Origin of the sequence: Streptomyces chartreusis (assembly GCF_008704715.1) — a bacterium.
Taxonomy (GTDB): domain Bacteria; phylum Actinomycetota; class Actinomycetes; order Streptomycetales; family Streptomycetaceae; genus Streptomyces; species Streptomyces chartreusis.
The window spans coordinates 6,438,052-6,452,103 of the sequence record NZ_CP023689.1 but is presented as its reverse complement, the minus strand read 5'-3'; the positions used below and the strand labels follow the sequence as shown (position 1 = coordinate 6,452,103).

Annotated in this window: 12 protein-coding genes; 9 read left to right on the top strand and 3 right to left on the bottom strand. The window is 71.4% G+C overall.

Features of this window, described 5'->3' with window-relative positions; translation table 11 throughout:
* Nucleotides 1-7: 7 nt before the first annotated feature.
* Nucleotides 8-2,278: a hypothetical protein gene (locus tag CP983_RS28390; protein WP_150502636.1), complete on the top strand. Its 2,271-nt coding sequence runs from the start codon at nucleotides 8-10 to the stop codon at nucleotides 2,276-2,278.
* A gap of 59 nt (nucleotides 2,279-2,337) precedes the next feature.
* Here CP983_RS28390 and CP983_RS28385 read toward each other — a convergent pair whose 3' ends face one another.
* Genes CP983_RS28385 through CP983_RS28375 form a run of 3 tightly spaced genes read right to left on the bottom strand, consistent with a single transcriptional unit; the run spans nucleotide 2,338 to nucleotide 5,228 of the window.
* Nucleotides 2,338-3,117 carry an SAM-dependent methyltransferase gene (locus CP983_RS28385; RefSeq protein ID WP_107906519.1) on the bottom strand — a complete coding sequence of 260 codons (780 nt, stop codon included), beginning with the start codon at nucleotides 3,115-3,117 and terminating at the stop codon, nucleotides 2,338-2,340.
* A gap of 12 nt (nucleotides 3,118-3,129) precedes the next feature.
* Complete coding sequence (locus CP983_RS28380) at nucleotides 3,130-3,765, bottom strand: histidine phosphatase family protein (RefSeq protein ID WP_150502634.1); 636 nt, start codon at nucleotides 3,763-3,765, stop codon at nucleotides 3,130-3,132.
* Nucleotides 3,762-5,228, bottom strand: coding sequence for an FGGY-family carbohydrate kinase (locus tag CP983_RS28375; protein WP_150502632.1), 1,467 nt, complete (start codon nucleotides 5,226-5,228; stop codon nucleotides 3,762-3,764). The genes CP983_RS28380 and CP983_RS28375 overlap by 4 nt, the downstream gene beginning before the upstream one ends.
* A gap of 162 nt (nucleotides 5,229-5,390) precedes the next feature.
* Between CP983_RS28375 and CP983_RS28370 the strand changes: the two genes are divergently transcribed.
* The 8 genes from CP983_RS28370 to CP983_RS28335 all read left to right on the top strand — a co-directional run bounded on the left by CP983_RS28370 (nucleotide 5,391) and on the right by CP983_RS28335 (nucleotide 14,043).
* On the top strand, nucleotides 5,391-6,812 hold the full coding sequence (locus CP983_RS28370) for an ABC transporter substrate-binding protein (RefSeq protein ID WP_150502630.1): 1,422 nt from the start codon (nucleotides 5,391-5,393) through the stop codon (nucleotides 6,810-6,812).
* Nucleotides 6,813-6,816: 4 nt separating this feature from the next.
* The gene (locus tag CP983_RS28365) at nucleotides 6,817-7,698 is read left to right on the top strand and encodes a carbohydrate ABC transporter permease (RefSeq protein ID WP_030952143.1); all 882 of its coding nucleotides are present in this window, start codon (nucleotides 6,817-6,819) and stop codon (nucleotides 7,696-7,698) included.
* The gene (locus CP983_RS28360) at nucleotides 7,695-8,525 is read left to right on the top strand and encodes a carbohydrate ABC transporter permease (protein ID WP_150502628.1); all 831 of its coding nucleotides are present in this window, start codon (nucleotides 7,695-7,697) and stop codon (nucleotides 8,523-8,525) included. Before CP983_RS28365 ends, CP983_RS28360 begins: the two co-directional genes overlap by 4 nt.
* Nucleotides 8,522-9,607, top strand: coding sequence for an ABC transporter ATP-binding protein (locus CP983_RS28355; RefSeq protein WP_150502626.1), 1,086 nt, complete (start codon nucleotides 8,522-8,524; stop codon nucleotides 9,605-9,607). The genes CP983_RS28360 and CP983_RS28355 overlap by 4 nt, the downstream gene beginning before the upstream one ends.
* On the top strand, nucleotides 9,604-10,434 hold the full coding sequence (locus tag CP983_RS28350; protein ID WP_125525978.1) for a DeoR/GlpR family DNA-binding transcription regulator: 831 nt from the start codon (nucleotides 9,604-9,606) through the stop codon (nucleotides 10,432-10,434). The genes CP983_RS28355 and CP983_RS28350 overlap by 4 nt, the downstream gene beginning before the upstream one ends.
* On the top strand, nucleotides 10,412-11,491 hold the full coding sequence (locus CP983_RS28345) for an ABC transporter ATP-binding protein (RefSeq protein ID WP_150502624.1): 1,080 nt from the start codon (nucleotides 10,412-10,414) through the stop codon (nucleotides 11,489-11,491). Before CP983_RS28350 ends, CP983_RS28345 begins: the two co-directional genes overlap by 23 nt.
* A complete protein-coding gene (locus tag CP983_RS28340) occupies nucleotides 11,488-12,516 on the top strand; it encodes a 2-hydroxyacid dehydrogenase (protein WP_150502622.1) in 1,029 nt (342 codons plus the stop codon). The genes CP983_RS28345 and CP983_RS28340 overlap by 4 nt, the downstream gene beginning before the upstream one ends.
* Nucleotides 12,517-12,618: 102 nt before the next feature.
* A complete protein-coding gene (locus CP983_RS28335; RefSeq protein ID WP_150502620.1) occupies nucleotides 12,619-14,043 on the top strand; it encodes an FGGY-family carbohydrate kinase in 1,425 nt (474 codons plus the stop codon).
* Nucleotides 14,044-14,052 lie beyond the last annotated feature (9 nt).

Genomic DNA, 14,052 nt, shown 5'->3' with positions numbered 1-14,052 from the left:
CTGTGGCATGAACAGACCCAGATGGCTGGCAGCGCTGCTGCTGGCGCTGCTCGTCCCGCTCGGCTCGGCGCCGCCCGGGGTGGCCGACGACAAGCGGCCGCCGGGGGCGGCGAAGGGGCGCGACCTCTCCATGCAGGAGGAGAACCCACTGCTGACCTCGCCGTTCGAACCCATCGAGAAGCTGCGGTACGACCTCTGGCGCGAGTTGCCCAAGGCGGACAAGAACGAGGCGTGGAACCCGTACCGCAACGGCGCGGCCGTCTTTCTGGACCCGACGGTGCTGGACTACGACCACCAGGTCATGCCGCTCCTGAAGGAGACCACCACCTTCAGCCACACGGGCCGCCAGGCGTGGGCGGCATCGGTCGTCCGGGTCGATCCGCTGCGGGAGTATCTCAAGCGCGCAGCCGTCCAGCGGCTGGACGACGCGAAGTGGGGCGAACTCGTCGTCGTCAGCGCGTTGAACATCCAGAAAAGCAAGCAGAGGCACTCCGAGGACGTCATCCAAAAGGTGCTGGACAAGTACGGCATCGGTGACGAGGCGGAGCTCCTCGGCAGCTCCGAACGACAGAACTGCTCGCGATGCGCCCGCCTGTACCGCCCGGACACACCGCTCGTCTTCGGGCACCCGTACGACATCAGCGTGCAGGAGTGGGTCGACCGGGAGGTGGAGATCGCGTGGGCGCGGAACAAGGTTGCGCACCTGGGCCCGGAGGCGGAGCGCAGGGCGGAGAAGGGGGTGAAGGAGAAGTACGAGGAGAGGGTGAAGCGACGCAACGCCACCGCCAAGGACAAACTGGTGACCGACCTCGGCGAGGTGCGGCGCGGTCTGGAGGCGCGGTACGGCCACGAGCCCTCCCCCGCCTTCTCCGTCGACCCGAAACAATGCCCTGACCAGGGAACCGGAACACAGTCACTGGGTCTCCAGCAGACGTTGGTACTCACGGCCGCAGCCAAGGCCGCCAATCCCTGCGACGAGGCGGAGGACACCCCGCGCGTCGCCACGGGCCTGGGCAGCATGCTCGCCGCCCCCGGCCTGAGCACCGGCGGCATCGACTTCTCCAGCATGGAGCTGCGCTATCTCTCCGACCCCGGTGACGGAAGCGGCCTGGAGTACTCCTTCAGCGCCGACTTCAAGCCGCTGAAGGGGGACGCCCGCACCGCTACGGGGCGCGCGGCCCTGTCCCAGTCCTCGGACGCCTTCTTCGTCTGGCTCTCCCTCGCCCCGCAGAACTTCTGGGTCAACCTCAATCCCGACGAGCCGGAGCGCATCGTCGATGGCCGGCTGGGGCGTACGGATGCCGGGAAGGTGATGCTGGAGGCCGATCTGGAGATGAAGAAGACCGTCGGCAAGCTCATCCATCCGCACAGCGCGCCGGGACGGAAGTTCTGGGCGGGGGTCCGGGGTGACTGCATGTCGTTCCGGAACTGGATCCTGCCGGCGACCGCGTCGGTCCACCAGGACGGCGACAAGCTCTACATCCTCGACGCGCCCCTCGACGTCAAGATGGAGACCCAGTACCTGAAGGACAACGGGGCGTCGTCCGCGGCCTCCTGCCCCGAGCAGGACAAGGCCACCGAGGATCACAACGAAGCGCTCTTCCGCGACCTGATCCTCCCCAGGCTCAAGAAGGCCATCAACACCGCCCCCGAGTACGCCGAGCTGCGCCGCGTGTATCTCGCCCGGGTCGCCGCCGAGTGGTACCGCGAGCTGAGCCGGACCAAGGACACGACGTACGGCGACCTCATCGACAGCGGCGACATCGACACCTGGCGGCGCACCGGCGACTGGCAGCCCACCGACACCTTCGACCGGTACGTCGACTCGTACACCAAGGGCGAGTTCAAGGTCACCGACAGGACAACCAAGGGCAGCACCACCTACGTACGCAGCTACGTCTACGGCGGTGTCGACCTCACCAGGATCCCCTTGAAGACCGTCACCGACGACCGTTTCACCTCGGACTTCGCGGGGCTCCCGCAGAGCGTCGACCGTTCGCTGAACGCACCGTCGGCCGCCGCCGGGGACGAGACCGTCTGGCTCGGCTCACCGACCCCGCGCCAGGCCAAGACCGGTATCGGCGCACCGGCGAAGCAGGAGGCGCAGGGGAAGCAGGAGGCGCAGGAACCCGTGTCCTCGGGAACACGGGCGCTGTGGCTGCTGCCCGCGCTGCTCCTCGCGCCGATCGCGCTGCTGCGGCTGCGGCGACGCCGTCTGGACGCCGCTCGTCGGGCAAATCACCTGCGCCGAAACGCCGTCGGGCGGCCACCGAGGTGAGGCGGGGGAGGTAGCCGAGGGACGGCCGCGCCCGGTGGCCGTCCCTTCGTCCTCGTCGGTCAGGGCTTGCGGCCCACTCCGCCGTGCTGGCCGATCGGGCGGGGCTCCTGGTCGGCAGGGTCGGGGCGCCACAGCGGGACGGAGACGACGCCCGGTTCGATGAGTTCCAGGCCCTCGAAGAACGCCTCGATCTTGTCGACCGGGCGCAGGAAGTACGGGACGGCGCCGGTCTCGTTGTAGGAGTCCTGGGCGTTCTCGTAGTCCGGGTCGGTGCCCCGGGAGCCGTCGTTGACGCAGAGGTAGCTGCCGGAGGGCAGGCCGTCCAGCAGGCGACGGACCAGCTCGCGGGCCCGGTCGTAGTCGGCGACGTGGCCGAGGATGCCGCTGAGGATCAGGGCCGTGGGACGGGAGAGGTCGAGGGTCCGGGAGGCCGCCTCGAGGATCTCCTCGGGCTCGTACAGGCTCAGGTCCTCGTACGCCGTCGCACCCTCGGAGGTCGAGGTGAGCAGGGCGCGGGCGTGGGCCAGGACCAGCGGGTCGTTGTCGACGTAGACGATCCTCGACTCGGGGGCGAGGCGCTGGGCGACCTCGTGGGTGTTGTCGACGGTCGGCAGGCCGGTGCCGACGTCGAGGAACTGGCGCACGCCCCCCTCGTTCACCAGATACCGGATACCGCGGCCCAGGAAGGCGCGGCTGCTGCGCGCGATGGTGACGATGCCGGGGAAGACCGCGGTGTACGCGTCGCCCGCCGCCTCGTCCACGGGGTAGTTGTCCTTGCCGCCCAGCCAGTAGTTCCAGATCCGGGCCGAGTGCGGTACCGAGGTGTCGATCTCCGTCATGTCCCCATGGTGCTACGGCAGGTCGGGGTCACAGGGCACATTGAGGGAGAGAAGTGCGGCGGATCCGTCGGATCTCACGAGGAGTTCGCTGATCGCGGCGTTGCGCAACCGGGGGAACACTCTGCGGTACTCCCCCGCCGGGATCGACAGCAGCGTGCACAGCACCAGACGCAGCAGCGTGTTGTGCGCGACCACGAGGACGCGCTCGCCCGGGTGGGCGGCGGCGATCCGGCGCAGGGCCGCGGCGCCGCGTCCGGCGGCGGCCGACGGGTCCTCCGCGCGGGGGAACGGGTTAGCCACCGGGTCGGTGCGGAACGCCTCCGCCGCGGCCGGGTACTGCGCCGCGAACTCCGCGAGCGTACGGCCCTCCAGCACCCCGAAGTCGCATTCGCGCAGGCCCGGTTCGCGGTGCGGGGTGAGGCCGAGGGCCCGGCAGGCCGGGTCGGCGGTAATGGCGGCACGGGAGAGGGGCGAGGTCCAGATCGCGTCGACCGGGTGGGCGGCGGCCCAGTGGCCGAGGGCGTCGGCCTGGGCGCGTCCGGTGTCGGTGAGGGCCACGTCGCTGACCCCGGCGTAGCGGTTCTCGGCGTGCCAGACGGTCTGTCCGTGCCGGGCCAGCAGCAGGGTCGCGTCGGTGCTCGTGGTCATGAGTCCGCAGTATCCCCGTCCAGGCGGGCGTGCGCGTGCGCCGCGACCGGGGGCGGCAGCCAGCCCCGGGTGGTCAGCTCGTCGACGAGGCGGGCGTACGGCTCGGCGAAGCGGGCGGTGCGGCCGGGGCGGGGTTCGACGGTCGCACCGATCCGGACCATGGCCTCCGCGGCCTGCGCGAGGGAGGGTGCCGCGCCCGCGCCGTACGCCGCCAACGCGGCCATCCCCAGGGCGGGTTCCGTCTCCCGAGGCACCCGGGCCGGGCGGCCCAGGACGTCGGCGCGCAGCTGGTTCCAGTACGGGCTGCGGGCGGCGCCGCCGGTGAAGGTGAGGGGGCCGTCGAGGGGGGCGCCCAGGTGGTGCAGGTAGTCCAGGCAGAGGCGTTCGGTGAAGGCGACGCCCTGGAGGAGCGCGGCCCACAGGTCGGCGTCCGACTCCGGTTCGCCGAGGACCAGCGCGGTGGCGTCCGGCGCGTGGAACGGGAAGCGCTCGCCGGGTGACACGAGCGGGTAGGCGATCGCGCCGGAGGGCTCGTACGCGGCGGCCAGCGTGTCCATCGCCGCCGGGTCGGCGCCCGCGAACGCCGCCGTGAGCACGCCCGCGCCGACGCTGGAGGCGCCGCCCGGCAGCCAGCCGCCGTCCGGGGCACGGTGGTTGTAGACCACGCCGGTCGGGTCGCGGACCGGCGTCGAGGAGGCGCCCTTGAGGACCAGCGTGGTGCCGAGCACGGAGTTCCAGGAGCCGGGGCGCAGCGCGGCGGAGGCGATCTGGGCCGCGCAGCCGTCGGTCATCCCGGCGACGACGGGCGTGCCGGCGGGGATGCCGGTGGCGTCGGCGGCGCTCGCGCAGACCTCGCCGAGCGGGCTGCCGGGGCGGACGACCTCGGGGAGCGCGCTGCCGGGCAGGCCGAGGCGGGGCAGCACGGCGGGCCAGGAGTCGTGCTCCAGGTCGTAGCCGGTCTTCAGGGCGTGGCTGGAGTCGGCCGGCGGCAGCTCACCGGTGAGGAGGGAGACGACCACGTCGGGCTGGTGGGTGACGCGGCCGGGGCCGTACGTCTCGGTCAGCCACACCGCCTTCGGCAGGGCCCAGGTGTCCTGCACCGCCGCCCCGGCCATCCGCGCCCGGGCCGCCTGCACGGTCGCGCGTCCGTCGTCGTACATCAGGGCGGGGGTCATCGGCCGCCCCGCCCCGTCCGTCAGCAGCACGGTCCCGGACGTCCCGCACACCGCGAGCCCGCCGATCCGCGTCCTCGTCCGCGGGTGCTCCCGCAGCGCGGCCCGGGACGCCGTGCACACGCCCTCCCACCAGTCCCCCGGATCCTGCTCGTGCCGTACGCCGTCGCGCCGGCCGGCGAGGGGCGCCGAGCCGCTGCCGAGGACCGTGCCGTCCCCGGTGACCAGCAGGACCCGCACGCTCTGGGTGCCCAGGTCGATCCCCAGCCAGGCCTCGTGCTCGTCGGTCATCCGGCCTCCCGCACATCTGGATCCGTTAACTTCTCACTCTGCACCGATATTTTCCCGTGCGCGAGGGATTGACGCCCAACTTCCGCCGTTCCACCCTCTGTTAACGAGTCGACTCGCCGTGTTAACCCGATCAGCTGACCGAGCCCCACGTGGAGGTCACGGATGGACACGCACGTGCACGACCGCCGACGGTTCCTGGCGCTGAGCGCAGCCCTGGCCGCCACGCCTGCGCTGACCGCGTGCGGTGCCGGGTTCGGCGGCGACGACAGCAAGAGCGACGGCTCGGCGGCGGACGACGTCACCGGCTCCTTCGACTGGAAGCGGGAGAAGGGCACCACCGTCAAGGCGCTGCTCAACAAGCACCCGTACACCGACGCACTCATCGCCGACCTGAAGTCGTTCACCGAGCGGACCGGCATCAAGGTCGAGTACGACGTCTTCCCCGAGGACAACTACTTCGACAAGCTCACCGTCGACCTGTCCAGCGGACGTGCCTCCTACGACGTCTTCATGCTGGGCGCGTACATGGTCTGGCAGTACGGCCCACCGGGCTGGCTGGAGGACCTCGGCCCCTGGATGCGCAACGCCTCGGCGACCGGCTCCGAATGGGACCAGGCCGACTTCTTCCCCAACCTCCTCCAGGCCGACCAGTGGTCCCTGAAGGCGGGCGCGCCGCTCGGGCAGGGCGGGCAGTATGCGCTGCCGTGGGGCTGGGAGACCAACGTCGTCGCCTACAACACGGACGTGTTCAGGAAGCTCGGCCTCAAGCCCGCCGAGTCGTTCGACGAGCTGCGCGACATCGCCGGCGTCATCAAGCGCAAGGCGCCGGGAGCCGGGTTCGACGGCATGTACGGGATCGCCGTACGGGGATCGCGCAGCTGGGCGACCATCCACCCGGGCTTCATGACGATGTACGCCCGCAACGGGCTCAAGGACTTCACGGTCGAGGGCGGGAAGCTCACACCCGCGATGAACACCCCGGAGGCCGTCGCCTTCACCGAGGACTGGGCGGGCATGGTCAAGCAGGGCGGGCCGCCGTCCTGGACGTCGTACACCTGGTACCAGTGCTCCAGCGACCTCGGCGCGAAGAAGGCCGGGATGCTGTTCGACGCGGACACGGCCGCCTACTTCCAGGCCGTGGAAGGGGCGAGTCCGGCGTCCGGGAAGATCGCCTTCCACCCCGGCCCGAAGGGACCGGACGGGTCGCTGGCCACCAACATGTGGATCTGGTCGCTCGGCATGAACGCCAAGAGCAAGAAGAAGAGCGCCAGTTGGCTCTTCCTCCAGTGGGCGACCGGCAAGGAGCACCTGCGCAGGAGCGCGATCACGCACAACCACATCGACCCGGTGCGCAGGTCCATCGCCGACGACGCCGCCTACAAGAACAAGATGAAGCACCTGCCCGGCTTCATCGAGACCTTCGAGACCGTCGTCGACCAGACGAAGATCCAGTTCACCCCGCAGGCGCAGTTCTTCGACGCCACCACCAGCTGGGCCTCCGCCCTCCAGGAGATCTACGGCGGCAAGGGCGCCGAGTCGGTCCTCGGCAGGCTGGCGGGCGACCTCGCCGACAAGGTGGGCTAGCGCGATGGGATGGCGGCTCGCCCTTCGCCCGTACGTCCTGATCGTCCCCGCCCTGCTGCTGACCTGCGGGATCCTCTATCCCTTCGGGCTCGGCCTCTACTACACGCTGTTCGACTTCTCGGCGAGCAAGCCGCAGCCGGACATGGTGCGGTTCGAGAACTACCAGACCGTCTTCACCCAGGAGGCGTTCTGGAACTCGGCGTGGGTGACGGTGCTGTACGCGGTGGGGGCGGCCGCCGTGGAGACCGTGCTCGGAGTCGCCGTCGCCCTGCTGCTGCACCGCTCGACGATCGTCGGGCGGGTACTGGAGAAGATCCTCATCCTGCCGCTGATGATCGCCCCGGTGATCGCTGCGATCATCTGGAAGCTGATGCTCCAGCCGTCGGTCGGCGTGGTGAACTACCTGCTCAGACCGTTCGGGCTGGGCGGGGTGCAGTGGACGGACACGCCGACCGGGGCGCTGCTGTCGTCCATCGCCGTGGACGTGTGGGTGTACACGCCGTTCGTCGCGATCCTCGCGCTCGCCGGGCTGCGCTCCCTGCCCACCTCCCCGTTCGAGGCGGCGGCCGTCGACGGGGCGGGCTGGTGGTACACCTTCCGGCGGCTGACGCTGCCGATGCTGTGGCCGTACGTCCTGGTCGCGGTGATCTTCCGGTTCATGGACTCGCTGAAGGTGTTCGACATCATCTACGCCCTCACCGAGGGCGGACCCGGTGACTCGACCGTCGTGCTGCAGATCCGGGCCTACCTGGAGGCGATCCGCTTCCAGCGTTACTCGTTCGGCATCAGCTACACGATCGTGCTGTGGGCCGTGGTGTATCTCGCCGCGATGGTGCTGGTGAAGCACCTGGGGAAGATCCAGCGGAAGGCGGCCGAGGCGAAATGACCCTGCGCAAACGCCTGTTGGGGTGGCTCGCGGACGCCGCCCTCATCCTCTACTTCGTCTTCGCCCTGTTCCCGATCGCCTGGATGGTGATCCTGTCGCTGAAGCCGACGAACCAGCTCTTCTCCACCTACTTCTCCTTCTCCCCCACCCTCGACGGCTACCGCACGGTCCTCGGTGACAGCGAGGGCATCCCGTTCCTGCGGTTCTTCGTCAACAGCCTGGTCGTGTCGGTCGGCGCCGTGGTCCTCTCGCTCCTCGTGGGGCTCCCGGCGGCGTACGCCTCGGCGCGCTGGCGGTTCAGGGGCTCGGAGAACCTGATGTTCACGCTGCTGTCGTTCCGGTTCGCCCCCGAACTCACCGTGATCATCCCGCTGTTCGTGCTGTACCAGAAGCTCGGCCTGTTCGACACGTACGTCGGCATGGTGTGGGTGCTCCAACTGGTCACCCTGCCGCTGATCGTGTGGATCATGCGGTCCTACTTCGCCGACCTGACGCCCGAGCTGGAACAGGCGGCGCTGCTGGACGGCTACACCCGCAAGCAGGCGTTCCTCCGGATCGCCCTGCCGCTGGTGAAGCCGGGCGTGGCGGCCGTGTCCCTGCTCGCCTTCATCTTCGCCTGGAACAACTTCGTCTTCCCGCTGATCCTCACCTCCAACGAGGCCCAGACCGTGACCGTGGGCGCACTGTCCTTCCTCGGCGGCGACCGGCCCAAGTACAACCTCACGGCCGCCGCCGCGCTCGTCTCCGTCGTACCGCCGCTGCTGCTCGCGCTGACGATCCAGCGGTATCTGGTGCGCGGGCTGTCGTTCGGGGCGGTGAAGTCATGATCCGGCTGCGGGACGTACGCAAGACGTACGGCAGGGTCACCGCCCTCGACGGCCTCGAACTGGACGTGCGCGAGGGCGAGTTCTTCTGCCTGCTCGGCCCCTCGGGCGCCGGCAAGACCACGACCCTCAAGACCGTCGCCGGCCTGGAGACCCCCGACGCCGGCACGGTCGAGCTCGACGGCAGGGACATGCGCGGCGTCGAGCCCTACGACCGCGGCGTCGCGATGTGCTTCGAGAGCTACGCCCTCTACCCGCACAGGTCGGCCTACGACAACCTGGCCTCGCCGCTCCGCTCCCCACGCCACCGCCTCCCCGCGGAAAAGGCCCGGGAGCGGATCGGCGAGGTCGCCGACCTCCTCGGCATCTCGGCCCTGCTGGACCGCCCCGTCGGCCGGCTCTCCAATGGCCAGCGGCAGCGCGTCGCCCTCGGCCGCGTCCTGGTCCGCCCGGCCCGCGCCTTCCTCCTCGACGAGCCGCTGTCCCATCTGGACGCCAAGCTGCGCCAGCAGATGCGGGCGGAACTGAAGGCGATCGGGGCGGTGCGGCGCACGACCACCCTCTACGTCACCCACGACTCGGTCGAGGCGCTGGCGCTGGGCGACCGGATCGGGGTGATCCGTAACGGGCGGATCGTGCAGACGGGAACCCGGGAGGAGATCTGGTACCGGCCCCACGACACGGAGGTCGCGCGGGCCTTCGGGCGGCCCCGGATCAACCTGCTGCCGGGCGCGGTCACCGCCGACGGCGGCTTCCGTTCCGCCGACGGCAAGGTCGAGTTGCCGATCCGGGCCGAGGCGGCCCCCGGCACCGACGTCCTGATCGGCGTCCGGCCCCGCGATCTCACCCTCGGCGAGGACCCCGGGCACGAGCTCACCGGCACCGTCTACGTCACGGAGGTCCTCGGCCGGTCCGTGGAGGTCACCGTCCGGCTCGGCGAGCAGCATCTGTCCCTGGTCGCCCCGCGCGGCGAGGCGACCGCCCTTCGGCCCGACGATCCGGTACGACTGTCGGTCCGGCCTGAGAACCTGCTGCTGTTCGAGGCCGACCGGCCGGAGCGTCCAGGACGAAGGATCGGGCAATGAACAACGCACAGCAGGGCCCCGCCGCCCGTCAGGCCGCGATGGCCGAGCGGGTCCTCGCCGAGGGTTCCGCGACCGCCGCCGAGCTGGCCGAGCGGTTCGGGGTGAGCCTGATGACCATCCACCGGGACCTCGACGAGCTCGAACGGCAGGGGATCGTACGGAAGTTCCGGGGCGGGGTGACGGCGCAGCCGTCCGGGGTCTTCGAGTCGAACGTGCAGTACCGGCTGAAGACCATGCGCGCGGAGAAGGCCGCCGTCGCCGAGCGGGCGCTGAAGATGGTCGAGCCCGGCATGGCGATCATGCTGGACGACTCCACCTCCACCCTGGAGATAGCCCGCAGGCTGCGGCTCGGGGAGGTGACCCCGCTGACGGTCGTCACCAACTTCCTGGAGGCGATCAACATGCTCTCCGACCAGCGCGGCATCCACCTCATGGCCCTCGGCGGCGACTACGACCCGCTGCACTCCTCCTTCCTCGGCGTGTCCTGCGTCGAGGCGATCGGGCAGCTGCGGGTGGACGTCTGCTTCGCGTCGACGTCGGCCGTGCACGGGGGTTACGCCTACCACCAGGAGCAGCACATCGTGTCGGTGAAGCGGGCGATGCTCGACGCGGCCGCCCGCAACGTCCTGCTGATCGACCACACCAAGCTCGCCCGGGTCGCCCTGCACCGGGTGGTCCCCCTGTCCCGCTTCGACCTGCTCCTCGTGGACGACGGTGCGTCGGCCGAGGCGCTGCGGGACCTGGACGAGAACAAGGTCCCTTACGAAGTCTGCGCGAAGCCGGCGACCGTGACGAAGGGCAGCGATGACCGAGCTGGAGCTACGTGATCTGCGCAAGACCTACACGGCGCGGGGGCGTCCGCCGGTGGACGCCGTACGCGGTATCGACCTGACCCTGCGCTCCGGCGAACTGCTCGGGCTGCTCGGCCCGTCGGGCTGCGGGAAGTCCACGACGCTGCGGATGATCGCCGGGCTGGAGACGGTGACCGGAGGGGACGTCCTGGTCGGCGGTTCGTCGGTGATCTCCCGGCCCGCGCAGCAGCGCAACATCGGGGTGGCGTTCGAGAACTACGCCCTGTACCCGCCGCTGACGGTGGCGGAGAACCTGGCCTTCGGCCTCAAGGCCCGCCGGCGGGCCGACCGGGGGGACGTGGCCCGCAAGGTCGAGGAGATCGCCGAGCGCGTCGACCTCACCGGCATCCTCGACGCCCGGCCCGCGGGCCTGTCCAGCGGCCAGAAGCAGCGCGTGTCCCTGGCCCGCGCGCTGATCCGCGAACCCGACGTGCTCCTCCTCGACGAGCCGCTGTCCCACCTCGACGCGGCGCAGCGCGACACGACCCGCCGTGAACTGAAGCGCATCCAGCGGGACCTGGGCCACACCACCATCCTCGTCACCCACGACCAGGAGGAGGCCCTCTCCCTCGCCGACCGGATCGCCGTGATGAAGGACGGCGTGATCCAGCAGCTCGGCACCCCGTACGAGATCTACGACAGCCCCGCCAACCTCTTCGTCGCGGACTTCGTCGGCGAACCGGCGATCAACCTGCTTCCGGGGGTGGCGACGGACGACGGCCACGCCCGCCTGTCCGACACGGCACGGATCGCGCTGCCGGTGCCGGTGGCGGCGGGCCGCGAGGTGGTGGTCGGGATCCGCCCGGAGGACCTGAGCCTGACCGGCGGGGACGGCCTCGCCGCCCGCGTCGTCGCCCACGAGCCCCTGCTGGAGTCGGGCATCGCGACCCTCGCCCTCGACGGCGTCGAAAGCCCCCTCGTCGTCCTGACCGACGCCGAGGTCCGCCTCGCCCACGACGACCGCGTCCACGTCACCGCCGACCCTGACCTCACCCATGTCTTCGACGCCGAGACGGGAGACTCCCTGCGATGACCAACGGGAACCGCGTGCGCGTGGTGGCCGCCGGCGACCACTTCATCCTGCCGTCGCTCATCAAGGACGCGCTCGGTCATGAACTCGCCTGTGATGTGAGCGAGTTGACGCTCGGGTGGCCCTTGGAGCCGTTCGGGGCGGTGGCCGAGGTCGTGGAGGCCAGTGATGCCGAGGACGAGCTGATCGAGGCGCTCGCCGGGGCGCAGGTGCTGGTGACGCAGATGGGCCCGGTGACGGAACGCGTCCTCGGCGCGTGCCCGGAGCTGCGGCTGGTCGTGGTGTGCCGGGGCGGCCCGGTGAACGTCAACCTGGACGCGGCCAAGCGGCACGACGTGCGGGTCTGCTACGCGCCCGGCCGCAACGCCGCCGCCACCGCCGAGTTCACCGTCGGCATGCTGCTGGCCGCCCTGCGCCGCATCCCGCAGGCCCACCATCTGCTGGCGCTGCGGGGCAGCTGGGACGGCTCGACGTACTACACCTACGACCACAGCGGCCTGGAGCTGGAGGACCTGCCGGTCGGGCTCGTCGGCTACGGCGCCGTCGGCAGCCGGGTCGCGCGGGCGCTGTGCGCGTTCGGGGCGCAGGTGATGGTCTACGACCCCTACGCCCGCGGCGAGATCCACGGCCTGCGTCTCGCCTCCCTCGACGAACTCCTGCGCCGCTCCCGGGTGGTCACCCTGCACGCCCGGCTCACCGCGGAGACCCGCGGGCTGATCGGCGCCCGGGAGCTGGCCCTGCTGCCGCGGGGCGCGGTCGTCGTGAACGTGGCCCGCGGCCCGCTGCTGGACGAGGACGCGCTGTGCGCCGCCCTGGAGGACGGACACCTCTCGGCGGCGGCCCTGGACACCTACGTACAGGAGCCGCTGCCCCCGCACTCGCGGCTGCACGCCCTGGCCGACCGTGTCGTGCTGACCCCGCACCTGGGGGGCGCTTCGCGGGCGGTGGCGGAGAAGGCGGCGGCGATCGCGGCGGCGGAGGTCGGGCGCTGGGTGCGGGGGGAACCGTTGGCGCATGCGCTGACCTGAGTGCCGCGCTTTGTCGTCGGTCGTCTGCGGCGTCGTTGTGGCTGGTCGCGCAGTTCCCCGCGCCCCTGAGGGGGCGCTACCGGACCGTAGAGGAGACCCGTTATGTACGTCGGGATCGACGTAGGTACGTCCATGGTGAAGGCTGCCGCGTTCGACAGCACCGGTCGTGAACTCGCCGTCGAATCGCGGCCGGTGGGGCTCACCCTGCACGGCGGGTTCGTGGAGCAGGACATGGAGGAGGTGTACGGGGCGGTCGTCGCCGTGCTGGAGGAGGTGACGGCCCGGGTGCCCGAGCCGGTCGAGCTGGCCGGGCTGACCGGGCAGGGCGACGGGGTGTGGCTGGTCGACGCGCAGGGGCGGCCGGTGCGGGCGGCGGCGTCCTGGATGGACGGGCGGGCGCACGAGCTGGTCGACCGGTGGCTGGCGGACGGCACGTTCGAGACGGTGTTCCGGCGCACCGGCAGCGCGATGTTCCCCGGCTGTCCGGGGCCGTTGCTGGCGTGGCTGGAGAGCCATGAGCCGAAGGCGCTGGATGCCGCGGCGGCCGCGCTGTACTGCAAGGACATGGTGTTCCACCGGCTGACGGGGGCGGGGCCGACCACCGATGTGTCGGACGCCTCGATGCCGTTCCTGGACCCGCGGACGCGGAGTTACGACAACCGGGTCGTGGAGCTGCTCGGGCTGACCCACCGGCGTGGCCTGCTCGCGCCGGTCAGTGATCCGGTCGCGACGGCGCCGGCGCTCGGCGAGGGCCTGGCGGCCGGGACCCGGCTCGCGAACGGGCCGTACGACCTGCCGGCCTGCGCGCTGGGCGCGGGCGTGACCTCGCCCGGCGACGGTCTCCTCATCGTCGGCACCTGTCTGGCCAGCCTCGTCGCCACCACCGACCTGGACCTGACCGGTGAGCCGGCCGGCCTGTACATCAGCACCGACCGGCCCGGGCACTGGCTGCGCGCGATGCCCGCGATGGTCGGTACGGCGGCGCTGGACTGGGTGCTGTCGACGACGGGCGTGCGGCACGAGGAGGTCGACGGGCTGCTGGCCGAGACCCCGCCGGGGGCGCACGGGGTGCGGGTGCTGCCGTACTTCGCGCCGTCGGGTGAGCGCGCGCCCTTCGTGGAGCCCCGGCTGCGTGCCGAACTCACCGGTGTCTCGCTGGAGTCGACCCGTGCCGACCTGGTCCGGGCGACCTGCGAGGGCATCGGCTACGCGGCCCGGCACTGCCTGGAGGCGGCCGGGCTGAGCGGGACGCTCGCCGTCTGCGGCGGCGGGACGCGCAGCCCGGCCTGGATGCGGCTGCTCGCCGACGTCCTGGGGCGGCCGCTCAGGGTCGTCGAGGGCGAGGTCGGCGCGCGCGGCGCGGTGCTCGCGGCGGCCGAGCGGTACGGCGAGGCACTGGACGCCGGGGCGTGGACGCGGCCGACGGCCGTCGTCGAGCCGGACGCGGCACGGGCCGCGTACTACGCGCGGGAGTACGAGGAACACCTGACCCGCCTGAGTGAGGCGCGCGGCCGGGCCCGCGCCTGAACAGCCCTA

Excerpts from the sequence above, each read along its gene's own strand:
- CP983_RS28355 (WP_150502626.1), top strand. The coding sequence starts at position 8,522 with ATGATCCGGCTGCGGGACGTACGCAAGACGTACGGCAGGGTCACCGCC.
- CP983_RS28375 (WP_150502632.1), bottom strand. The coding sequence starts at position 5,228 with ATGACCGACGAGCACGAGGCCTGGCTGGGGATCGACCTGGGCACCCAG.
- CP983_RS28335 (WP_150502620.1), top strand. The coding sequence starts at position 12,619 with ATGTACGTCGGGATCGACGTAGGTACGTCCATGGTGAAGGCTGCCGCG.
- CP983_RS28360 (WP_150502628.1), top strand. The coding sequence starts at position 7,695 with ATGACCCTGCGCAAACGCCTGTTGGGGTGGCTCGCGGACGCCGCCCTC.
- CP983_RS28390 (WP_150502636.1), top strand. The coding sequence starts at position 8 with ATGAACAGACCCAGATGGCTGGCAGCGCTGCTGCTGGCGCTGCTCGTC.
- CP983_RS28350 (WP_125525978.1), top strand. The coding sequence starts at position 9,604 with ATGAACAACGCACAGCAGGGCCCCGCCGCCCGTCAGGCCGCGATGGCC.
- CP983_RS28370 (WP_150502630.1), top strand. The coding sequence starts at position 5,391 with ATGGACACGCACGTGCACGACCGCCGACGGTTCCTGGCGCTGAGCGCA.
- CP983_RS28365 (WP_030952143.1), top strand. The coding sequence starts at position 6,817 with ATGGGATGGCGGCTCGCCCTTCGCCCGTACGTCCTGATCGTCCCCGCC.
- CP983_RS28345 (WP_150502624.1), top strand. The coding sequence starts at position 10,412 with ATGACCGAGCTGGAGCTACGTGATCTGCGCAAGACCTACACGGCGCGG.
- CP983_RS28385 (WP_107906519.1), bottom strand. The coding sequence starts at position 3,117 with ATGACGGAGATCGACACCTCGGTACCGCACTCGGCCCGGATCTGGAAC.
- CP983_RS28380 (WP_150502634.1), bottom strand. The coding sequence starts at position 3,765 with ATGACCACGAGCACCGACGCGACCCTGCTGCTGGCCCGGCACGGACAG.
- CP983_RS28340 (WP_150502622.1), top strand. The coding sequence starts at position 11,488 with ATGACCAACGGGAACCGCGTGCGCGTGGTGGCCGCCGGCGACCACTTC.